Source organism: Streptomyces sp. NPDC104814 (assembly GCF_055583185.1).
This window is the reverse complement of sequence record NZ_JBVJOL010000007.1, coordinates 356,973-377,430: the sequence shown is the minus strand read 5'-3', so window position 1 is coordinate 377,430 and position 20,458 is coordinate 356,973. Positions and strand designations below refer to the sequence as shown.

Genomic DNA, 20,458 nt, shown 5'->3' with positions numbered 1-20,458 from the left:
CCCAGCCACCCCTTCCTCGAACGGAAAGAGTCATGACGAGCGTGTTCACCGACCGGCCGGGGACGCGTCCCCACGCCCCCGCCACCCTCGCGCAGCTCGCCGACCACGCCGCCCACGTCCACGGCGAGCAGGAGGCCCTCGTCGACGGTGAGGTCCGCTGGAGCTTCACCCGCCTGCGGGACGAGGTGCACGCGGCCGCCCGGGCCGCCCTCGCCCACGGCATCGCCCCCGGCGACCGGGTGGCCGTCTGGGCGCCCAACACCCGGCAGTGGATAGCAGCCGCGCTCGGCGCGGTGTCCGTGGGCGGCGTCCTCGTGCCCCTCAACACCCGCTACAAGGCCGCCGAGGCCGCCGACATCATCCGGCGCAGCGGCGCCCGGCTGCTGTTCACCGAGCGGGGCTTCCTCGGCAACGACTACGTGGCCATGCTGCGCGACTCGGGCGAGGACCTCGGCCGGCTGAGCGGTACGGTGGTGCTGCGCGGAGAGCCGGGGGAACAAGCCCTGGGCTGGGCCGACTACCTGGCCGCGGGCGAGCGGGTGCCGGACGCCGAACGCGCCGCCCGCACCGCGGCCGTCCGCCCCGACGACCTCGCCGACATCCTCTTCACCTCGGGCACCACGGGACGCTCCAAAGGCGTGATGACCACCCACCGTCACACACTCCGCGTCTTCGAGGAGTGGTCCCGGGTGGTCACCCTGCGCGCGGGCGACCGCTATCTGCTGGTCAACCCGTTCTTCCACGTCTTCGGCTACAAGGCGGGCGTCGTCGCCTGCCTGCTGAACGGCGCCACCATGCTGCCCGAGGAGGTCTTCGACCTCGACCGGATCCTGCCCCTGCTGGAACGGGAGCGGGTCAGCGTGCTGATGGCCACGCCCACCGTCTTCACCTGCCTGCTCGGCCATCCGCGGCGCGCCGCACACGACCTGACGGCGCTGCGCCTGGCCGGCGCCGGCGGGACCGGCGTCCATCCCGAGCTGATCGAGCAGATCCGCGCGCAGCTGGGCATCCAGGCCGTGTTCAGCGCCTACGGTCTCACCGAGTCCACCGGGGTCGTCTCCATCTGCCCGCCCGACGCCGACGCCACCACCGTGGCGACCACCGCGGGCCCGCCGCTGCCGGGCACCGAGATCCGCGTCGTGGACGCCGACGGCGTCCCCCGCGGGCCGGGGCAGCCCGGGGAGGTGGTGGTGCGCGGCTACCACGTCATGCGCGGCTATCTCGACGATCCCGACGCGACCGCGGCCACGATCGACGCCGACGGCTGGCTGCACACCGGTGACGTCGGTGTGCTCGACGAGCGGGGCTACCTGTCGATCACCGACCGGCTGAAGGACATGTACATCGTCGGCGGCTTCAACGCCTACCCGGCGGAAGTGGAGAACGTGCTGCGCGGCCACGACCGGATCGCCGACGTCGCGGTCGTCGGCGCCCCCGACGAGCGCCTCGGCGAGGTCGGCGTCGCCTTCTACGTCCCGGCGCCGGGCGCCGAGCCCGATCCCGCGCAGCTGACCGCCTGGGCCCGGGAGCGCCTGGCCAACTTCAAGGTCCCGCGCCGCTTCCACGCCGTACCGGAGCTGCCCCGCAACGCCGGAGGCAAGGTCCTCAAGGAGGAACTGCGGCGCGCCGCCCGGCGGTTGCCGCACTCCTGACGTACGGAGATCAGCGTCGCTGTCGGCCGCCACCCGGACCTGCCCGGGTCTCCGAGGGCCCCTCACCGCCCCCACCAGGGCCTGCCCCGCGGCCCCCTACCGACCCCGCCGGGGGTCTCCCGCTCACCGGGAAACCACCGTGGCCGACGCCTCGCCGTCCCCGAATACTCGACGTGCGCCGCCCGGGCGTGATCCACCCACCGACACCCACCGACGCGAGGGATGCGATGGCCGACACACACAACACGTGGGACCAGGAGTGCGACGTCCTGGTCGTGGGCTCCGGCGGCGGTGCCCTCACCGGCGCCTACGGGGCGGCCGCCCGCGGGCTGGACACCCTGGTCCTGGAGAAGACGCAGTACTTCGGCGGCACCACCGCCTACTCCGGCGCGGGCCTGTGGCTGCCCGGCAACCAGGCCCAGGAACGCGCCGGCGTGACGGACTCCGCCGACCTGGCGCGCGCCTACTTCCGCGCGGTGGTCGGTGACGCCACCGAGCACGCCCTGCAGGACGCCTACCTCGACCGCGCCGCGGAAACCGTCGCTCACCTCGAGGACAACCCGCACCTGCGCTTCGAGTTCCGGCCGTTCCCCGACTACTTCGCGGCACCCGGCCGCTTCGACGCCGGACGGGCCGTCTTCCCCGTCGACCTGCCCCAGCCGGACGCGCCGCACCCGCTGCTGGCCGCGGTGCGCCCGCCGGCCTGGGCCGAGCGGCTCGGTCTGCCGGTGCCGGACGGGCCGCTCACCGACGGCCGCGCACTGATCGGCCGGCTGCTGCTGGCTCTGGAGTCGACCGGGAACGGCCGCACGCTGCTGCGCACCGCGCTGACCCGGCTGCTCACCGAGGACGGCCGCGTGATCGGCGCCGAGGCCGAGAACGAAGGCCGCACCCTTCGTATCCGCGCCCGTCGCGGTGTCCTGCTCGCCGCCGGTGGCTTCGAGGCGAACGCGCGGCTGCGCCGGGACTGGCAGGGGCTGCCCGGCGCCGACTGGACGATGGGTGCGCCCGGCGGCAACACCGGCCAGGCGCTGCTCGCCGCCGTCGAGGCCGGAGCCGCCACCGGGCTGCTGGACCAGGCGTGGTGGTGTCCGTCGCTGTGCTTCCCCGACGGCTCCGCCGCCTTCACCCTCGGCCTGCACGGCGGCATCTTCGTCGACGGCTCTGGACGCAGGTTCGCCAACGAGTCACTGCCGTACGACCGGATGGGCCGTCAGATGCTCGCCGCCGGTGTGGGTACCGGGCCGGACAACCCGGTCTGGTGGGTGTTCGACGGACGGTTCGGTGACACGCTGCCCGGGATCACCGTCGTCCCCGCCGACCGCCCCGCCTTCACCGCGGCCGGGCTGTGGCACACCGCGGACACCGTGGACGCCCTCGCCGAGCGGATCGGCGTCGACGCGGGCGCGCTGGGCGAGACGGTGACCACCTTCAACGGCCACGCGGCGAACGGCGTGGACGCCGACTTCCACCGCGGCGAGGATCCCTACGACCGTTTCTTCGCCCAGGGCGAGGGCGCCAACCCCGCTCTGGTGCCCCTCGACAAGGGCCCGTTCCACGCGGTGCGGATCGTCCTGGGCGACCTGGGCACCAAGGGCGGCGTACGCACCGACGTCCGGGCGCGGGTGCTGCGCGAGGACGGCACCCCGATCCCCGGCCTGTATGCGGCGGGCAACACCGCCGCCTCGGTGTCCGGGCCCTGCTATCCCGGCCCCGGCGTGCCGATCGGCTCCGCCATGGTCTTCGGCCACATCGCCGCGCACGACCTGGCCCGGCAGGCGCGGTGACCTAGGGCCTGTCGTTTGGATCATCCCGGCGTCCAAAGGACAGACCCTAGGGCTCGGGGGCGGGCTCCATACGGCCTGCCCCCGCCCCCGACGGCACACGAGGGCGGGCCGCGGCATGACGCGGCCCACCCCCCGTGCGCGCTACCGGGCCAGCGCGGCGCTGCGTCCCGCCCTGCGCCCGAAGAAGCTGCCGTCACCCAGGGAGGCACCGCTGGCGTAGCCCCAGGCGGCGATGCCCGCCGTGGCGCGTCCTGCCGCGTACAGCCCCGGGATCGGCTCGCCGCTGACGTGCAGCACCGCCGCGTCCGTACCGGTGGTCAGCCCGCCCAGCGCGAAGCCGGAGGTCATGCCCCGCAGATCCACCGCGCCCAGCGGGCCGCGCAGCGGCCGGACCCAGCGCGCCGCCTTGTGCAGCAGCGGGTCCCGGCCCTGTCCGGCGTGCCGGTTGTAGACCTCCAGCGTCGCCTCCAGCGCGCCGGGCGGCAGCCCCATCTCGGCGCCCAGCTCCGCCGCGGAGGCGCACACCCACGCCGGCCGCAGCTGCAGCACCTCCGGTGCGGCGGAGACCCGCCGGGCCTCCTCGAAGCCCTCCTCGTCGAGTACCAGGAACGTCTCGTCGCCCTGGTGGAAGAGCGCGGCCTGACCGATCCGGCCCGGATAGGTGTCCTCGTTGACGAACCGCTGCCCGAGGCCGTTCACCACGATCCCGCGGATCAGGTACTGCGGATCCATGTGGACGGCGACCTCGCAGGCGTCCATGTGCGCCACACCGGCGCCCAGCCCCTGCGCCAGCCGGACGGCGACGCCGTCGTGCTCCTCGACCGCGGAACCCGGCCGGCCCACCAGCAGCGGGGCGTGCGCGGCCAGCATCTCCTCGTTGTAGGTGAAGCTGCCGGTGGCGAGCACCACACCGCGCCGGGCCCGCACGGCGACCCGCTCGCCGTAGCTGCGGGCGATCACCCCGCACACCCTGCCGTCACGCTCCACCACCACGTGCTCGATGCGCGTGCCGTAATGGGCCTTCACGCCGAGCCGTTCGGCGGTCTCCACCAGCGGTTTCATGAGCATGTACCCGCCGCCGCGCTCACCGGTGCGCTTGTTGCGCATCTGCGGCAGATGGCCGCGCGGCGCCGGCCGCACCAACTCGCTGAACGGGTGGGCGTTCTCACCACCCGAGTACATCAGGCCCTCGTCGCCGGCCGGCTCCCAGGCGGGTTCGCCGTAGAAGACCGGCCGGAACGGCACACCGCACCCGACCAGCCAGTCGAAGTGCGCGACGCTTCCCTCGCTGTACGCGGAGATCTTCGCCGCGTCCGCGCCGGGACCCATCGCCGCCGTCAGGAACGCGGCCATCTCCTCCGGTGAGTCGTCGAACCCGCAGGCCCGCTGCAGGGCGGTGCCGCCGCCCAGGTAGATGAAGCCACCGGCCAGCGCGGCGGCCCCGCCCCAGCCTCCGGCGCGCTCCAGCACCAGCACCTCGGCGCCGGCCCGCGCGGCCTCCACGGCGGCCGCGGCCCCGGCCACCCCGTACCCGGCGACCACCACATCGGCGGTGAGGTCCCAGGTGCCGACATCCGCTGCTGCGTACGGTCTCACGCCGTCGTCTCCTCTCCTCGCGGAATGCGGCCAGGAGCGTAGAGCGGCGGTGCTGCGGCTCACATGCCCCGGCTCCCGGTGACCGGGAAACCGCCCCGCCCGGGGCGGTGTTCGCACGCCGCCGGGGGCCCTTCCCGCTCAGTGGGAGCCGCCGGTGTCGCTCCGCCGCCGGCGCGCCGTACGGTCCTGCCACTTCCGCCGCCACGCCCACCCGAGAGGGGATGTCCATGGCCGAAGACGTACTGGCCGCGATCCGAGCCCTGGCCCCGACGCTGCGCGAACGCGCGGCCGAGGCCGAGACGCAGCGCCGTGTGCCCGACACCTCCGTCAAGGAACTGGAGGCCACCGGCTTCTTCCAGCTGCTGCAGCCCAAGGCCTTCGGCGGCCGGGCCGCCGACCCCGTGGTCTTCTACACCGCCGTCAAGGAGATCGCGAAGGCGTGCGGCTCCACCGGCTGGGTCGCCTCCGTCGTCGGCGTACACCCCTGGCACGTCGCCCTGTTCGACCCGCGGGCCCAGCAGGAGGTGTGGGGCCAGGACCCCAAGACCCGCATCGCCTCCTCCTACGCCCCCACCGGCAAGGCCACCGCGGTCGACGGCGGCTTCCGGCTCACCGGCCGCTGGCACTTCTCCTCCGGCTGCGACCACGCCCAGTGGGCGCTGCTCGGCTGCCTCGTGCCGGACGCCGAGGGCAACGTCGTCGACATGCGCACCTTCCTGATCCCCCGCACCGAGTACCGCGTGGACGACGTGTGGGACACCGTCGGCCTGCGCGGCACCGGCAGCAACGACGTCGTCGTCGAGGACGTCTTCGTGCCCGAGCACCGCGCGCTGAGCTTCGGCCCGGTCACCGCGCTGAAGGTCCCCGGTCACGAACTCAACCCCGAGCCGCTGTACCGCCTTCCGTACGCCGGCGTGTTCACCACGACCATCTCCACCCCCATCGTCGGCATCGCCGAAGGCGCCTACGAGGCCTACCTGGAGGCGACGAGGCAGCGCTTCCGCGTCTCCTACGGCCAGAAGGTCGCCGAGGACCCCTTCGCGCAGGTCCGCATCGCACGCGCCGGAAGCGACATCGACGCCTCCTGGCTCCAGCTGAGCCGCAACATCGCCGACATGTACGCCCTCGCCCGGCGCGGCGAGGAGATCCCGATGTCCCTGCGCACCCGCACCCGCCGGGACCAGGTCCTCGCCACCGAGCGCTCGGTCGCCGCCCTGGACCTGCTGATGGAGAACGCCGGCGGCAACGCCATGCGCACCGGCGCGCACCCCGTCCAGCGTGCCTGGCGCGACGCGCACACCGGCCGCGGCCACGCCGCCAACGACCCCGAGCGTGCCCTGGTGATGTTCGGGCAGAGCGCGCTCGGCCTGGACATCCACGACTCGATGGCCTGAGAAGGGGCGCCCCCATGACAGAGCTCACCTACGCGTCGACCTCCCGCACCGGCAAGGCCGGCCGGCTCACCCTGCACTACCACGAGGCCGGGCCGCAGGACGCTCCTGTGGTGATCATGCTGCACGGCGGCGGCCCCGGCGCGTCCGGCTGGAGCAACTTCGGCCGCAACCTGCCGGTGTTCGCCGGGCACTTCCGCACCCTGCTGGTCGACCAGCCCTGCTTCGGCCGCTCGGACAAGCCGGAACTCGACAAGGACTACTTCAGCTACAGCGCCGACGCGGTCGCCGCCCTGATGGACGAACTGGGCATCGCCCAGGCGCACTTCGTCGGCAACTCGCTCGGCGGCGGCACCGCCGTCCGCATGGCCCTGAACCACCCCGGCAAGGCCGGCAAGCTGATCCTCATGGGCCCCGGCGGTGTCTCCGTCAACCTCTTCGCCCCCGACCCGACCGAGGGCATCAAGCGGCTGTTCGAGTTCAACGCCGCGCCCGAGCCGACCAAGGACCAGTTGCGCGCCTTCCTCGGTGTCATGGCGTACGACCAGTCGGTCGTCACCGACGAGTTCGTCGAGGAACGCTGGGCGTCGGCCACCGACCCCGACAACCGGCTGGGCAGCGCCCGGATGGGGGCCGCCTTCGCCAACCCGGCCTGGGCCGAGGACTGGATGCTGTGGCGCGACGCCCACCGCATGACCCAGCCGGTGCTGCTGACCTGGGGCCGCGAGGACCGGGTCAACCCGCTCGACGGCGCGCTCGTCGCCCTCAAGACCATCCCCGACGCCCGCCTGCACGTCTTCCCGCACTGCGGCCACTGGGCCCAGACCGAACGGGCCGACGAGTTCAACCGCCTCGCGCTCGACTTCCTCTCCCACTGACCCACCCCCGCTGCGACCGAAAGGCCGACCATGGACATCCGAGCTCTCGGCTACCTGCGCCTGGAGACCACCAAGCTCGCCGAGTGGCGTACGTACACGCTCGACGTCCTCGGCATGGTGGAGGCCGCCGGCACCACCGAGGACACCCTGTACCTGCGCATGGACGACCGAGCCCACCGCATCGCCGTCCAGGCCGGCGAGAGCGACCGGCTGCTCGCGGCCGGCTGGGAGGTGGCGAACGCCGCCGCCCTCGCCCGGGCCGGCGAGGAACTGGAGGCCGCGGGCCACGCCGTCAAGCCGGCCGACGCCGGGGAACTCGCCGAGCGCCGCGTCCGCGGCATGATCCACGTGAGCGACCCCTGCGGCAACCCGCTGGAGATCTACTGGGGCCAGGCGCAGGACCACACCCCGCTCGGCACCCCCTACGGCAACCGCTTCGTCACCGGCGACCTCGGCCTCGGCCACGTCGTGCTGCCCGTGCCGGACGTCGAGGCCGCGCTGGACTTCTACGAGAACCTGCTCGGCTTCCAGCTGCGCGACTCGATGAAGCTGCCGCCGCAGGCCGTCCCGACCGCCGCCGAGCAGCGGGACTTCCACTGGATGCACTTCCTCAGCCCCAACCGCCGCCACCACAGCCTCGGCCTCTACCCGGCCGCGCTGCCCCCGGGCATCGTCCACTTCATGGTGGAACTGGAGACCCTGGACGACGTCGGCCGCGGCCTGGACCGGATGAACGCCGCCGGCATCCCCATCGCCTCCAGCCTCGGCCGCCACACCAACGACCACATGGTGTCCTTCTACGCCCAGGCCCCCGGCGGATTCCAGGTCGAGTACGGCTGGGACGGACTGATCGTCGACCCCGCCGCCTGGGTCGCCAAGGAGATCACCGCCGACAGCTTCTGGGGCCACCAGTGGAACGGCTGAACGACCACCCGATCGACCCGGCCGCCTTCCGGGACGTCCTCGGCCGCTTCGCCAGCGGCATCACCGTGGTGGCCGGCCTCGACGAGGGCGAGCCGGTCGGATTCGCCTGCCAGTCCTTCGCCTCTCTCTCCCTCGACCCCCCGCTGGTCATGCTGGCCGTCGCGAAGACCTCCACGAGCTGGCCGAGGATCCAGCGGGCGGGCCGCTTCTGCGTCAACATCCTGGCCGAGGACCAGAAGGACACCTGCGCCGCGCTCGGCCGCAGCGGCCCCGGCAAGTTCGCGGGCATCCCCTGGCAGGCGGGCGACCACGGGACCGTGCGCATCGACGGCGCCCTGGCCACCGTCGACTGCCGGCTCGCGGACGTCCACGAGGCAGGCGACCACTACCTCGTCACCGGCGAGGTGATCGACCTCGCCGCCCAGGAGGGCGGACGGCCGCTGCTGTACTTCCGCAGCCGCTACGCCACCGGCACCTTTGCGAACTGACCGTCACAGCCGCTACGCCACCGGCACCTTCGCGAACCGACCGTCAAAGGAAACCACCTGCCATGCCGATCGACGTCGAGAAGGCCACCTCCGCCCCGCCCGTGCGCGCCACGGCCGTCTGGGACGACCGCGACGTGCGGCTGTACCATCTGGCGCTCGGCGCGGGCGTCCCCGAGACCGACCCGGCCCAACTGCGGTACGTCTACGAGGGACACGAGCAGGGCCTGCAGGTGCTGCCCACCTTCGGCGTGGTGGCCGGCGGCACCGGGGGAGTGGGGTTCCAGGTGTTCGAGACGCCGGGTGTCGACATCGACCTGGCCGCCGTGCTGCACGGCGGCCAGGAGATCACCGTGCACCGGCCGCTGCCCGCGGCGGCCCGGGCGACCACCCTCACCCGGGTCCCGGCCGTGTACGACAAGAAGACCGCCGCCGTCGTCGTCCAGGAGTCCACCCTCCTCGACGAGGACGGCACCCCGCTGATCACCCAGCGCAACCACATCTTCGTACGCGGGGAGGGCGGCTTCGGCGGCGACCGCGGCCCCTCGGCCCGCCGTCCCGCACCCGAGGGGGAGCCCGGCCTGGTGCTGGACATCCCGACGCTTCCCCAGCAGGCACTGCTGTACCGGCTCGCCGGGGACTGGAACCCGCTGCACGCCGACCCCGCCACCGCCCGCCGCGCCGGATACGACCGGCCCGTCCTGCACGGGCTGTGCACCTTCGGCATCGCGGTCAAGGCGGTCACCGACCGCCTGCTGGGCGGTGACACCAGCCGCGTCACCGGCTGCGGGACGCGTTTCGCCGGGGTGTTCTTCCCCGGCGAGACCCTGCGCCTGCGCCTGTGGGAGACCGGCGACGGCTACCGGCTGACGGCCACCGCCGCCGACCGCGACGACGCCCCGGTCCTCACCGACGCCCACGTCACCGCCCGCTGAACCCCGCTCACCGAGAGAGGACCGTATGAGCACCGAGTGGGACCACACCTACGACGTCGTGGTGGCCGGCTCCGGCGCCGCCGGCCTGGCCGCGGCCATCACCGCCCGGCTGCGCGGACTGACCGTCCTGGTGGTGGAGAAGACCGACCGCTACGGCGGTACGACCGCCCTGTCCGGCGGCGCGATCTGGGTACCGAACAACTTCCACCTGGACGCCGCCGGCCTCGGCGACACCCCCGAGAAGGCCCGCGCCTACCTCGACGCCACCGTCGGCGACCGGGTCCCCGCCGCCCGCAAGGACGCCTACATCGAGCACGGACCGCGCATGGTGCGCGAGTTCCACGACCGCACCGCGGTGAGGTTCGTCCACACCCCCGGATACTCCGACTACTACCCGGAGCGCCTCGGCGGCTACCCGCAGGGCCGCTCCGTCGAACCGGAGATCTTCGACCTCAACCGGCTCGCGCCGCAGCAGCGCGCCACCCTGCGCCGGGCCGGGCTGCCCACCTACGGACTCACCATCACCTCCCGGGACTTCCGGCACCTCAACATGGTCGCCCGCACCTGGGAAGGACGGCGCACCTCGCTCAAGGTGGGCATGCGCGCGGCCGGGGCCCTGCTCACCCGCCGGAAACTGCTCTCCCTCGGCGAGGCGCTCGTCGCCCGCATGCGGCACTCACTGCACACCCTCGGCGGTGACCTGTGGCTGTCGGCCCCGGTGACCGCACTGGTCGAGGAGAACGGCCGGATCACCGGCGTCCGCGTCACCCGCGACGGCCGGGACCTCACCGTCCGCGCCACCGGAGGCGTGGTCCTCGCCTCCGGCGGCTTCTCGCAGAACCAGCAACTGCGCGAGAAACACCTGCCGTCGCCGACCTCCACCGAGTGGAGCTCGGCACCCGAGGGCCAGACCGGGGACGCCCTGGAGATGGGCATGGCCGTCGGCGCCGCCGTCGACCTCATGGACAAGGTGTGGGGTGCCCCGTCCGCGGTGCCGCCCGGCGGTCGGCCGTTCTTCCTGGTCGCCGACCGCGGCATCCCCGGCATGGTGATCGTGGACTCCGCGGGCGAGCGCTACGCCAACGAGGCCGCGCCGTACCACGAGTTCGTCGACGCCATGTACGCCAACGACAGGCCCGGCGCGACCACCGTGCCGTCCTGGATGATCCTCGACGCCACCGCCAAGGCCCGCTACCTGTTCCTCGGCCTCTTCCCGGGCCAGCCGTTCCCCAAGGCGTGGCTGGAGAGCGGCTTCGTCACGAAGGCGGCCACCGTCGAGGAACTGGCCGGACGGATCGGCGCGGATCCCGGCCGGCTGCGCGCCACCGTGGACCGCTTCAACGGCTTCGCCCGGGCCGGCCGCGACGAGGACTTCCACCGCGGCGACAGCGTCTACGACCGCTACTACGGCGACCCGACGCTGCCCAACCCCAACCTCGCGCCGCTGGAGAAGGGCCCGTTCTACGCCGTCCCCGTGCACCCCGGCGACATCGGCACCAAGGGCGGCCTGGTCACCGACGCCACCGCCCGCGTGCTGCGGGAGGACGGCACGGCCGTCGAGGGCCTGTACGCCTCCGGCAACGTCTCGTCCGCCGTCATGGGCGAGACCTATCCCGGTCCGGGTGCGACCATCGGCCCCGCCATGACGTTCAGCTGGCTGGCGGTCGACGACATCGCACGCCGGGTGCGCCCGACGGCGTGAGCACGGCCCGCAGGGCGCTCGCCGCCTCGGTGAGCGCCCGGTCGGCCTCCGGGAGCACCCCGCCGAGGCCCAGGAACCCGTGGAACACACCGGGCCACACCCGCACCTGGGCCGTGGCGCCGGCCGCTACGAGCCGGTGGGCGTAGGCGAGCCCGTCGTCACGCAGCGGATCGCATTCGGGCAGCACCACGACCGCCGGCGGCAGCCCGGACAGATCGGGCGCGAGACCGGGGGAGGCGTACGGATGCGCGCCGTCGCCGTCCGTGCCGAGATACTGCTGCCAGTACCAGCGCATGTGCGCCGTGGTGTGGAAGAAGCCGGTCGCGTACGTGCGGTACGAGGCGGCCGCCATGCGGTGGTCCAGCACCGGGTACGCCAGCAGCTGGGCCGCGAGAGCGGGTCCGCCGCGGTCCCGTGCCATCAGCGTCACGGCCGCCGCGAGGTTGCCTCCGCTGCTGTCGCCCGCCACGGCCAGCCGGCCCGCATCCCACCCCAGCCGGTCCGCATGGGCGGACACCCACGCGGTGACCGCGTAGGCGTCCTCGGCGGCGGACGGGAAGCGGTGCTCGGGGGCACGGCGGTAGTCGGCCGAGACCACCACCGCGCCCGTGCGGAAGGCGAGTTCACGGCAGAGGCCGTCGTGGGTGTCGAGATCGCACAGGACCCAGCCGCCGCCGTGGAAGAACACCACGACCGGCGGCGCGGCCTCACCGGCGGCCGACGGCTCGTAGATCCGCACCGGGACGTCCGGCGCCCCGGCGGGCCCGGGCACGGACCGGTCCGTGACCCGGGACAGCGGCCGCACCGGCCGCGCCCCTACGCCGGCCCGGGAGGCCTGCCGCAGCGCGGCCGGAGCGACCGGGCCGAGGCCCGGGTCCGGGAAGCCCGCCGACATGGCGTCGGCGAGCTTGCGGGCACGAGGTGTGAGCGGATCGTTCACTTCGCCGTCAGCCCGCCGTCGATGGCGAACTCCGCGCCGGTGACGTACGCCGACGCGTCGGACACCAGGTACAGCACCAGCTCCGCGACCTCCTCGGGGCGGCCCATCCGGCGCAGCGGCACGTTGGGCCACTCCTGGTGCCCGGCGTCCGCGCCGAGCGCGCCCGCGACCATCGGCGTGTCGACCATCCCGGGGTGCACGGAGTTCACCCGGATGCGGTGCCGGGCCAGGTCCAGGGCGGCGGACTTGGTCAGCCCGCGCAGACCGAACTTCGTCGCGCCGTACGAGGCGTGGCCCTCGATGCCGACCAGCCCGGCGGTGGAGGAGATGTTGACGATCGATCCGCCGTCGCCGCCGGCGCGCATCGCCGGGACGACGGCCTGCACCCCCAGGAACGGCCCGACGAGGTTGACCTCCAGCAACCGCCGCAGATTCTCCTCGGTGTCCTCCTCGACGGGCGCGGTGCGCCACAGCGCCGCGTTGTTGACCAGGGCGTCGATCCGGCCGTACGCGTCGAGCCCGCGTTCCACGACCCGCTGCCAGCCGGCCAGGTCCGTGACGTCGTGCGCGACGAACGTCCCGTGGTCGCCGAGGTCGTCGGCGACGGCGAGCCCCTCCTCCTCACGGACGTCGGTGAGCACCACACGCGCCCCTTGCTCGACGAACAGCCGCGCCTCCGCGGCGCCCTGACCCCGGCCCGCCCCGGTGACGACGACGACCTTGCCGTCCAGCCGCCCCGCCATCACTCGGCCCCCGCCTGAAGGGCACGGAAGTACGGGATGACCTTCTCGCCCCACTGCCGGATGGTCTCCATGCACACCTCCTGCGGCACCGTGCCCATCTGGATCAGGCACATGACCTCGTCGACGCCGATCTCGCGCAGCTGCTCGACGTAGGCGATGGCGGTCTCGGCGGTGCCGTACGCGTGCTTGGCGTTGAACTGGCCGGTGTCGACCGGGCGGACGGGGATCTGCGCCTCGTGCAGCTTGGCGACCAGGACCTCGCGGTCCTTCTCCATCGCGGCGACATGGTCCTCGTCGTCGGCGTACCCGGTCGGCGCGGGCCCGTTGCCGTACCAGTGCGCGATGGACTCGGCGAAGAACCGCTGCCCCCGGGTGCCGATGCGGTGCGCCTTCTCGGCGTCGTCCAGCACCACGGTCGGGCACAGTGCGGAGAAATGGTTGTTGACCTCGGTCGACACGAACCGCTCGCCGCTGCGGGTGGCGATCGCCTCGTCGTAGACCTTGCGCATGGTCCGTACGTCGTCCGCCCCGGCGAAACCCATCACCAGGGCGCCGATGCCGAGTTCGGCGGCGAGCTTGAGGGTGTCGTGCTTGCTGCACGCCATGAACAGCGGCGGGTGCGGGTCCTGCACCGGCCGGGGGAGGACGGCACCGGGGCCGATGTCGAGCGAGCCGTGCCACTCGAACGTCTCCTCCCGCCAGGCGCTGCTGAAGATCCGCAGCGCCTCCTCCATCTGCGGGTAGGTGTCCTCGGCGCGCACCCCGTACATGGACATCTCCTGGCGGGTGGCCCCGCGCCCGGCGCCGATGTCGACGCGGCCGCCGGAGAGCACGTCGAGCATGGCGGCGCGCTCGGCGACCCGGACCGGGTGCTGGTAGCCGAACGGCATCGTCACCACGCCGTGGCCGATGCGGATCCGGGAGGTACGGGCGGCGACCCAGGTGAGGAACACCTCGGACGCGCTCATGTGCGCGTACTGGGTCAGCGAGTGGTGCTCGACCGCCCAGATCCGGTCGAAGCCCATCTCCTCGGCGTGCACGGCCTGTTCGACGCAGTCATGGATGACCCGGCGCTCCGCCGCGGGGGACGGGTCGGCGGTCTGCGCCTCGAAGATCATCGAGAACTTCACGGCGGGCTCCTCTTCTGAAGTGGTGCTGTATTACGGCTCGAAGTATTTCGATTAGTCATACAGAGTCATACAAGGAGGAGAGCGTGCCGCGCGAGGAAAGCTCCCGCTGAGCGGGAAAGGCGGAGGGGCAGGGCGGTGTGAAGACATGACAAAGCGCCGGACCGGGGGTGGTCCGGCGCTCCTGTGCGGGCGGGGTCGTCCCCGGGGCGCCTCCCGGTGCCCCTACTGCCCCATGACGTAGGCGACGGTGGGCCCGGCGGTCCAGCCGCCGTCGACGGCCAGCTCGGCACCGGTGACGTAGGACGCGGCGTCGGACAGCAGGAACACCACGGCCCCGGCGATCTCGGCGGCCTCACCGACCCGGCCCATCGGCGTGTTGGGGTAGTTGCCCTCACCGCGCTGGATCCCGGTCCGGGCGGTCATGGGCGTGTACGTCATGCCGGGATGCACGGAGTTGACGCGGATGCGCTCGGTGCCCAGCTCCACGGCCGCCAGCTTGCTCAGTCCCCGCACACCCCACTTCGAGGCGCCGTACCCGGCCGTGAGCGCCAGACCCATCAGGCCGGCCGCGGAGGAGATGTTGACGATGGACCCCGCGCCGCGCGCCCGCAGCGCCGGTACGACGGTCTTCATGCCGATGAACACGCCGGTGAGGTTGACGTCGACCACCTTGCGGAAGCGTTCGACCGACTCTTCGGCGAAGAGCGAGCCCGTCGCTATGCCGGCGTTGTTCACCAGACCGTCCAGGCCGCCGAACTCGGCCGTCGCGAAGTCGACAGCTGCCTGCCAGTCCTGCTCGGAGGTGACGTCGTGGTGCAGGTAGCGGGCCCGCTCGCCGAGCTCCTTGGCGGTGCGGGCGCCGTCGTCGAGCACGTCGGTGACGAGGACGTTGGCCCCGGCGGCGACGGCCTGCCGCGCGGCCTCGGCACCGAGCCCTCGGGCCGCGCCGGTGATCAGAACGGTCTTCCCGTCGAGCGTGTGCATGGTGAGTCCTTCCCTCGGGCGAGTGGTGGGGTCTTCTGCACTCTATGCCTGCATGGCACGTCATGCCATATGACACGATGTGCCGTGTGGCACGGTGTGCGCTGTGGCATGCGGGTGCCGTGCGGCGCGGTGTGCGACGCGGCACTGTCCGCCGCCGTGCCGAGCGGCACGGCATGCCACACGGCGCAGTCCGCCGCCCTGGCATCCGACGTAATCTGAGGGCGTGATGGTCAAGATCAGGAGGGTGGACAGGTGACCCCGCTGCCCGTGCACGACGGGGCGGCCACGCGCTCGCCCCTGACCCGGCGCCGTATGGCCGGAACCCGGCGGGAGATCGCCCGCGTGGCCTGCCGCCTCTTCGCCGAGCGGGGTGCCGACGGCACGACGGCCGAGGAGATCGCCGCCGAGGCGGGCGTGGGCCTGCGCACCTTCTACCGGTACTTCCGCAGCAAGGAGGACGCCGTCGAGCCGATGCTCGCCGACGGCGCCCGGCGCTGGCTGGCCATGATCCCGGACACCCCGGGGACGCTTCCGGACGCGGACACGCTCCGCGAGGTCGCCGTGGCCGCGCTCACCCCCGAGGACGAGCAGGCCGTTGAGGCGATGCGGCTGACCGGCGGTCTGCTGCGCGCCGCCGAGCAGGACCCCGCGCTGCGGACGGTGTGGGCGCGCATCAATCTGGAGGCGGAGCAGACGCTGGCGGCGCTGCTCGCGGAGCGCGCGGGGAAGGCGGCCGACCCGTTCACGGTGCGCCTGCTGGCGGCCGCCGCGGCGGGCGCCATCCGCGTGGCGGTGGAGCAGTGGGCGGCCACCCCGGACGCTCCCACGACCGGCCGTGGCTCACCCTCGGTCCTGGTGGCCCGCTCCATGCTCGCCTTGACGGCCGGTTTCGCGGTACGGCGGCCCCCAGGTGACCCGGCGCCCGCCGCGCCGGTGCGGAAGCGGACCGGCACGCGCTGAACCTGCTGCTCCCTGACGTCGGTCGTCCTCGAAAGGCACCGTGTACCTGCGCTACGGCCTGGCCGAGGGCACGGCCACGGGAGACAGAGCGCCCCGAATCGCGGCACCGTGCACGGGTGCAGCCAGTGGTCGACCACAAGGCGCCCCGGCCCGCCGCCGCATCGGCGCTCCGCCGCACGCGCTCACCGCGCGGCCGGTGCGCCGATCACGATGGCGCGGGCGAAATCGGTAAGCGTGAAGGTGTTCTCGACGTCCGGGCCGGACGTCACGTGGATGGTCTGCCGCACCCGGACGACCCGGCCCGCCTTGTCGATCCACGCATCGGTGTCGATCGCGGTGGCGGAGCGCAGATTGCGCCCGACGGCCACGTCGACCGACTCGACGTCCGCGGGCGTGAGGCGCGCCGACACCCGGACGGGTTCGTCGCCGCGATGGACCGAGCCGCCGCGCCCGAGCATGAGCCGCACATACTGCGGAAGCCGGTCCGCGGGAATGCCGCCCTTGGCCGCCGACGCGGGGAACTCCTGCCACCTGCCGTGCGCACCGGCGGCACGCCGGTACACCTTCTGCCGGGTGATCACGACGTCCTCGGTGTATTGCTCGGTCGTCTCTGTCGCGCGCCCCGTCAAGGGCGCGTTGAGGTTGATCCGGCCGGTCATGAGCTGCAGTCGTCTGGACCCCGACTGCGTGACGGCTCTCATCGCGGCCGAGTAAGGGGCGTCGTCGGCTGCGGCGAGCCGGTCGAGGACCTTCTGCCGACCGGTGTCGGCCGGTGCGTCCGAACTCGCGGCGCAAGCAGGCAGCGTCAGTCCTGCGAGCGCCAGAACCAGCGCTGCGGTCCGGTGGTGCTTCACGCGTGAATCCTCTGCGTACGGGGCCCGGCAGGAGAGCGTCAGGGCCGCAAGGTGAGTGCTGGGCCGATCATTCCCTGCTGCCGGGAAGCAGGTCGCGTGCGGGGGAGGGGCCGTGATCGCCCGTGTGCGAGACGGTTACCAAAGCGATCCCTCCCGCCCGTACGACCTACGAAAGCGATCCATCCCGCCCGTACGACCAGCCAGAGGTGTCACTTGTGGACGACGGTGCGGCCCCCTATGACCCACAGGCCGGCCGGGACCGGGGTGCACTTCGTCGCCCGGGCGGGTTTGCTCGGGTCCAGCAGGTCGGCGCCGGCCCAGCCGACCCGGTGCTCGCCGTGCTGGTCGGCCGGGTAGAAGGTGAGCCCCGTCTCGGGGTGCCAGCCGGCCGGCCCGGTGGTCGGCGGCTTGTCGACCGGGGTGGCGGTGGCCGTGGCGACCGGCCCGGTGACGGTGACGGCGCCACCGTCGAGGGTCAGGCAGTCGACGTCGAACTCGACCCGGACCGTGCCCTTCCCGATGAACTCGTGCACGACGACGGCGTGCCCGCGGGTGCGGTCGCCGACGGTCCGGGCGTCCACCCGGGCGGTGAGCCGCTCGCCGGGGTTGGCGCCGGGGCCGTGCTCGTTCAGCAGGGTCCAGCTGTGCACGGCCAGGTGCTCCGCGGGCACCCGGGGCGTTGCCGCAGCGGTGGTGGCGGTGCCGGTCAGGAGGGCGGCGGCCGCGGTGCCGAGTGCCACGGCGACGGTGAGCTTACGCATGGTCAGTTCTCCACGGGAGCAAGGAGGTCGGGCGTTCACCCGCTGCCTCGAAACTCCCACCTCACCCGGGTCCGATGCCTCAACCGCACGGACGGACCGGCTCCTCCGGGCGGCGGAGGCCGCCGTCATCCGCCCGTCCCAGGCGCCTGCCGGCGCATGCCGGGCCGCCGGTGTCACTCGTGGAGCCCTCGCGTCAGCGCCCCGCCTCAGCGCCCTGCGACCGGCGCCGACACGGCCGCCAGGAACCGCTCCCGGTCGACGACCGCCCGGTCGATCTCGCCGGTCGCGATCACGTTGCCCGAGCCGTCGACCGCCTGCACCGTGAAGGTCAGCCGCCGGCCGTCCGCGGTGGACGGTGCCTCGGCGGTGACCTCGACCAGTTCGCCCACCCGGGACGCGCGCAGGTGCTCGATGCGTACCGCCGTGCCCACGGTGGTGCGGCCCGCCCCGGCGAAGGGCGCGGCGGCCTCCATCGTCGCCGCCTCCATCCACGCGATCAGTCGCGGCGTGGCGAGGACGGGCACATCACCGCTGCCGACGGTGGTCGCGGTGTCGGAGTCGGTGACCTCATGGCGCATACCGCCACGCTATCGCGAACACAGCTTCGAGCTGCACCGCACCCTGGCGCGCCGTACCCGCACGATGCCGAGCCACACCGTGCCCTGCCGCGCCGTACCAAGCCGCGCCGCACCGCACCCCGCGGCGCCGCAAGACACCGAGCAGTCGACAGCGTCCACCGGCACACGTCAGGGCGCCGACGCCGTGGCCGCGTCGTAGGCGGCGCGGGCGTCGGCGATGTCGGCTCGGTGACGCTCTGCCCACCCGACCAGTCCGGTCAGGGTCGCATGCAGTTCACGGGCCATCGGCGTGAGGCTGTACTCCACCTTGGGCGGCACGGTGGGGTACACGGTCCGGATCAGGAGGCCGTCGCGCTCGAGCTTGCGCAGGTTCAGGGTGAGCATGCGTCGGCTGATGCCGGCGATCGAGCGTTCCAGCTCGGTGAACCGGACCGGTCCGTGCGCGGCGGCGACCAGGATCCCGATGCTCCACTTGCCCGCCACACGGTCGAGGACTTCGGTGAGCGGACACGCCTCGTTGCTGACCTGCTCGGACACATCGGTGTGACTGCGTGACATGAATGTGCCTCCTTCCGCCGGGCGCCATGGTTACAGAAGATGACTGCTGTAACAAGTCGTGCACCATTGGAGGTCATCGCCATGCGGAGAACCGACTCATCGGCACAGTCAGCACGTTGGGCGGCACTGGCCGTGCTCTGCGCCGGGCAGTTGATGGTCATCCTCGACGGGACCGTCGTGAGCGTGGCGCTGCCGACCATCCAGCAGGACCTCGGCTTCTCCGCATCGGGTCTGGCCTGGGTGGTCAACGCCTATCTGATCCCCTTCGGCGGCCTGCTGCTGCTCGCCGGGCGGCTCGGTGACCTCATAGGGCGCAAGCGCGTCTTCGTCGCCGGGCTGATCCTCTTCACGGTCGCCTCGGCGCTGTGCGGTGTGTCCCAGAGCCCGCAGACGCTGCTTGCCTCCCGGTTCGTCCAGGGCATCGGCGGCGCCGTGACCTCCGCCGTCACCCTCGGCATGGTCGTCACCCTGTTCCCGCAGCCGAAGGAACGGGCCAGGGCCATCGGCATCTACAGCTTCGTCCAGTCCGCCGGCGGCTCGCTGGGTCTGCTCGCCGGCGGTGCCCTGACGCAGACCATCAGCTGGCACTGGGTCTTCTTCGTCAACCTCCCGATCGGCATCGCGGCCGCGCTGACGGCCGGACGCGTGCTCACGTACGAACGCGGTGTCGGCCTCGGCAAGGGGACCGATGTCCTGGGCGCCCTGCTGATCACCTCCGCACTGATGCTCGGCGTCTACACGATCGTCGAGACCACGGACCACGGCTGGACCGGCGCACACACGCTGGGCTTCGGCGCCGCGGCACTCGCCCTGCTCCTCGCCTTCGTCGTCCGTCAGGCGAAGGCCGCCCATCCACTGCTGCCCCTGCGTGTCTTCCGCTCGCGCAACGTCTCCGGTGCGATGGGCATCCAGGCCCTCATGGTGGCCGGGATGTTCAGCTTCCAGTTCCTGGCCGTCCTCTATCTGCAGAAGGTGCTCGGCTTCGGCGACATACACACCGGCCTCGGCATCTTCCCGGTCTCGGTCGCGATCGGTGCGCTGTCCCTCGGCCTCTCGCCCCGACTGATCGCGCGCTTCGGGCCCCGTGCCGTGGGCCTTCCAGGACTCTCGCTGATCGCGGCAGGTCTGGCCGCACTCGGGCAGGTCCCGGCGGACGGGAGCTACCTCGTGGACGTGCTGCCCGCGCTGCTCGCCCTCGGCGTCGGCTTCGGCCTCGCGATGCCGTCACTGGCGACGCTCGCGATGTCGGCGGCCACACCCCGGGACTCGGGGATCGCCTCGGGCATGTTCAACACCATGCAGCAGATCGGCAGCGCCTTCGGCCTCGCGGTCCTCAGCACGCTCGCCACCTCGCGCACTCAGGCCCTGCTGGGCGACGGGGCAAGCACCGCATCGGCCCTCACGGGTGGGTACCGGCTCGCCTTCCGTCTCGGCGCGGCCCTCGTCTGCGTCGCTCTCCTCCTCGGTGCCACCGTCCTGCGCTCCTCCACCAGGGCGCAGCGTTCAGCGGCCGGGAAGAAGCCGGTCCCCGAGCGCATCACTCGCTGACCCGGCCGGCGACACTCGCCCCCTCACGGAGGACGCGGTCCTCCATGGGCCT

The 20,458-nt window shown here is 72.9% G+C and carries 19 protein-coding genes; 10 read left to right on the top strand and 9 right to left on the bottom strand.

The annotated features are described in order from the left end of the window. Window positions 1-32: 32 nt before the first annotated feature. Window positions 33-1,652 (top strand): FadD3 family acyl-CoA ligase, encoded by a 1,620-nt coding sequence (locus tag ACZ64A_RS24525; RefSeq protein ID WP_469813116.1) that lies wholly within the window; start codon window positions 33-35, stop codon window positions 1,650-1,652. Window positions 1,653-1,879: 227 nt separating this feature from the next. Next, on the top strand, window positions 1,880-3,439 hold the full coding sequence (locus ACZ64A_RS24520) for an FAD-dependent oxidoreductase (RefSeq protein ID WP_469813115.1): 1,560 nt from the start codon (window positions 1,880-1,882) through the stop codon (window positions 3,437-3,439). A 141-nt stretch (window positions 3,440-3,580) separates the two neighbouring features. On the opposite strand, the gene ACZ64A_RS24515 is transcribed toward ACZ64A_RS24520, so the two are convergent. Then, complete coding sequence (locus ACZ64A_RS24515; RefSeq protein WP_469813114.1) at window positions 3,581-5,035, bottom strand: FAD-dependent oxidoreductase; 1,455 nt, start codon at window positions 5,033-5,035, stop codon at window positions 3,581-3,583. 227 nt (window positions 5,036-5,262) lie between these two features. On the opposite strand from ACZ64A_RS24515, the gene hsaA reads away from it, so the two are divergent. The 6 genes from hsaA to ACZ64A_RS24485 all read left to right on the top strand — a co-directional run bounded on the left by hsaA (window position 5,263) and on the right by ACZ64A_RS24485 (window position 11,350). After that, window positions 5,263-6,429 carry a 3-hydroxy-9,10-secoandrosta-1,3,5(10)-triene-9,17-dione monooxygenase oxygenase subunit gene (gene hsaA, locus ACZ64A_RS24510; protein ID WP_469813112.1) on the top strand — a complete coding sequence of 389 codons (1,167 nt, stop codon included), beginning with the start codon at window positions 5,263-5,265 and terminating at the stop codon, window positions 6,427-6,429. A gap of 14 nt (window positions 6,430-6,443) precedes the next feature. Then, complete coding sequence (gene hsaD, locus ACZ64A_RS24505; protein ID WP_469813110.1) at window positions 6,444-7,304, top strand: 4,5:9,10-diseco-3-hydroxy-5,9,17-trioxoandrosta-1(10),2-diene-4-oate hydrolase; 861 nt, start codon at window positions 6,444-6,446, stop codon at window positions 7,302-7,304. Between the two features lie 30 nt (window positions 7,305-7,334). Further along, complete coding sequence (locus ACZ64A_RS24500) at window positions 7,335-8,228, top strand: VOC family protein (RefSeq protein WP_469813108.1); 894 nt, start codon at window positions 7,335-7,337, stop codon at window positions 8,226-8,228. Further along, complete coding sequence (locus ACZ64A_RS24495; protein ID WP_469813106.1) at window positions 8,216-8,716, top strand: flavin reductase family protein; 501 nt, start codon at window positions 8,216-8,218, stop codon at window positions 8,714-8,716. The genes ACZ64A_RS24500 and ACZ64A_RS24495 overlap by 13 nt, the downstream gene beginning before the upstream one ends. 62 nt (window positions 8,717-8,778) lie before the next feature. Continuing rightward, window positions 8,779-9,648, top strand: a complete 870-nt coding sequence (locus ACZ64A_RS24490) for a MaoC/PaaZ C-terminal domain-containing protein (protein WP_469813104.1) — start codon at window positions 8,779-8,781, stop codon at window positions 9,646-9,648. Between the two features lie 25 nt (window positions 9,649-9,673). Further along, complete coding sequence (locus ACZ64A_RS24485; protein WP_469813102.1) at window positions 9,674-11,350, top strand: FAD-dependent oxidoreductase; 1,677 nt, start codon at window positions 9,674-9,676, stop codon at window positions 11,348-11,350. Here ACZ64A_RS24485 and ACZ64A_RS24480 read toward each other — a convergent pair. From ACZ64A_RS24480 to ACZ64A_RS24465, 4 genes are all read right to left on the bottom strand, one after another. After that, a complete protein-coding gene (locus ACZ64A_RS24480) occupies window positions 11,298-12,290 on the bottom strand; it encodes an alpha/beta hydrolase (RefSeq protein WP_469813100.1) in 993 nt (330 codons plus the stop codon). The two genes, ACZ64A_RS24485 and ACZ64A_RS24480, sit on opposite strands and share 53 nt — an antisense overlap. Next, entirely contained in the window at window positions 12,287-13,033 is a 747-nt protein-coding gene (locus ACZ64A_RS24475) for a glucose 1-dehydrogenase (protein ID WP_469813098.1), read from the bottom strand. The genes ACZ64A_RS24480 and ACZ64A_RS24475 overlap by 4 nt, the downstream gene beginning before the upstream one ends. After that, window positions 13,033-14,163, bottom strand: coding sequence for an LLM class flavin-dependent oxidoreductase (locus tag ACZ64A_RS24470; protein ID WP_469813096.1), 1,131 nt, complete (start codon window positions 14,161-14,163; stop codon window positions 13,033-13,035). Before ACZ64A_RS24470 ends, ACZ64A_RS24475 begins: the two co-directional genes overlap by 1 nt. A 222-nt stretch (window positions 14,164-14,385) precedes the next feature. Further along, the gene (locus ACZ64A_RS24465) at window positions 14,386-15,147 is read right to left on the bottom strand and encodes a glucose 1-dehydrogenase (protein ID WP_469813094.1); all 762 of its coding nucleotides are present in this window, start codon (window positions 15,145-15,147) and stop codon (window positions 14,386-14,388) included. Between the two features lie 252 nt (window positions 15,148-15,399). On the opposite strand from ACZ64A_RS24465, the gene ACZ64A_RS24460 reads away from it, so the two are divergent. After that, window positions 15,400-16,107 (top strand): TetR family transcriptional regulator, encoded by a 708-nt coding sequence (locus ACZ64A_RS24460; protein WP_469813092.1) that lies wholly within the window; start codon window positions 15,400-15,402, stop codon window positions 16,105-16,107. 182 nt (window positions 16,108-16,289) lie between these two features. Here the strand turns inward: ACZ64A_RS24460 and ACZ64A_RS24455 are convergent, their stop codons facing one another. From ACZ64A_RS24455 to ACZ64A_RS24440, 4 genes are all read right to left on the bottom strand, one after another. Continuing rightward, window positions 16,290-16,961 (bottom strand): hypothetical protein, encoded by a 672-nt coding sequence (locus ACZ64A_RS24455; protein ID WP_469813090.1) that lies wholly within the window; start codon window positions 16,959-16,961, stop codon window positions 16,290-16,292. Between the two features lie 209 nt (window positions 16,962-17,170). Continuing rightward, on the bottom strand, window positions 17,171-17,722 hold the full coding sequence (locus ACZ64A_RS24450) for a hypothetical protein (RefSeq protein WP_469813088.1): 552 nt from the start codon (window positions 17,720-17,722) through the stop codon (window positions 17,171-17,173). Between the two features lie 206 nt (window positions 17,723-17,928). Next, window positions 17,929-18,300 (bottom strand): thioesterase family protein, encoded by a 372-nt coding sequence (locus ACZ64A_RS24445; protein WP_469813087.1) that lies wholly within the window; start codon window positions 18,298-18,300, stop codon window positions 17,929-17,931. A gap of 168 nt (window positions 18,301-18,468) precedes the next feature. Continuing rightward, a complete protein-coding gene (locus ACZ64A_RS24440; RefSeq protein ID WP_469813086.1) occupies window positions 18,469-18,858 on the bottom strand; it encodes a winged helix-turn-helix transcriptional regulator in 390 nt (129 codons plus the stop codon). A gap of 81 nt (window positions 18,859-18,939) precedes the next feature. Between ACZ64A_RS24440 and ACZ64A_RS24435 the strand changes: the two genes are divergently transcribed. Continuing rightward, window positions 18,940-20,406: an MFS transporter gene (locus tag ACZ64A_RS24435; RefSeq protein WP_469813084.1), complete on the top strand. Its 1,467-nt coding sequence runs from the start codon at window positions 18,940-18,942 to the stop codon at window positions 20,404-20,406. The last annotated feature ends 52 nt before the right edge of the window (window positions 20,407-20,458 follow it).

What these genes read in the sequence shown, in the direction of transcription:
- ACZ64A_RS24440 (WP_469813086.1), bottom strand. Translation starts at nt 18,858, where the DNA reads ATGTCACGCAGTCACACCGATGTGTCCGAGCAGGTCAGCAACGAGGCG.
- ACZ64A_RS24525 (WP_469813116.1), top strand. Translation starts at nt 33, where the DNA reads ATGACGAGCGTGTTCACCGACCGGCCGGGGACGCGTCCCCACGCCCCC.
- ACZ64A_RS24475 (WP_469813098.1), bottom strand. Translation starts at nt 13,033, where the DNA reads ATGGCGGGGCGGCTGGACGGCAAGGTCGTCGTCGTCACCGGGGCGGGC.
- hsaD (WP_469813110.1), top strand. Translation starts at nt 6,444, where the DNA reads ATGACAGAGCTCACCTACGCGTCGACCTCCCGCACCGGCAAGGCCGGC.
- ACZ64A_RS24450 (WP_469813088.1), bottom strand. Translation starts at nt 17,722, where the DNA reads ATGCGTAAGCTCACCGTCGCCGTGGCACTCGGCACCGCGGCCGCCGCC.
- hsaA (WP_469813112.1), top strand. Translation starts at nt 5,263, where the DNA reads ATGGCCGAAGACGTACTGGCCGCGATCCGAGCCCTGGCCCCGACGCTG.
- ACZ64A_RS24500 (WP_469813108.1), top strand. Translation starts at nt 7,335, where the DNA reads ATGGACATCCGAGCTCTCGGCTACCTGCGCCTGGAGACCACCAAGCTC.
- ACZ64A_RS24435 (WP_469813084.1), top strand. Translation starts at nt 18,940, where the DNA reads ATGCGGAGAACCGACTCATCGGCACAGTCAGCACGTTGGGCGGCACTG.
- ACZ64A_RS24445 (WP_469813087.1), bottom strand. Translation starts at nt 18,300, where the DNA reads ATGCGCCATGAGGTCACCGACTCCGACACCGCGACCACCGTCGGCAGC.
- ACZ64A_RS24490 (WP_469813104.1), top strand. Translation starts at nt 8,779, where the DNA reads ATGCCGATCGACGTCGAGAAGGCCACCTCCGCCCCGCCCGTGCGCGCC.
- ACZ64A_RS24520 (WP_469813115.1), top strand. Translation starts at nt 1,880, where the DNA reads ATGGCCGACACACACAACACGTGGGACCAGGAGTGCGACGTCCTGGTC.
- ACZ64A_RS24465 (WP_469813094.1), bottom strand. Translation starts at nt 15,147, where the DNA reads ATGCACACGCTCGACGGGAAGACCGTTCTGATCACCGGCGCGGCCCGA.
- ACZ64A_RS24485 (WP_469813102.1), top strand. Translation starts at nt 9,674, where the DNA reads ATGAGCACCGAGTGGGACCACACCTACGACGTCGTGGTGGCCGGCTCC.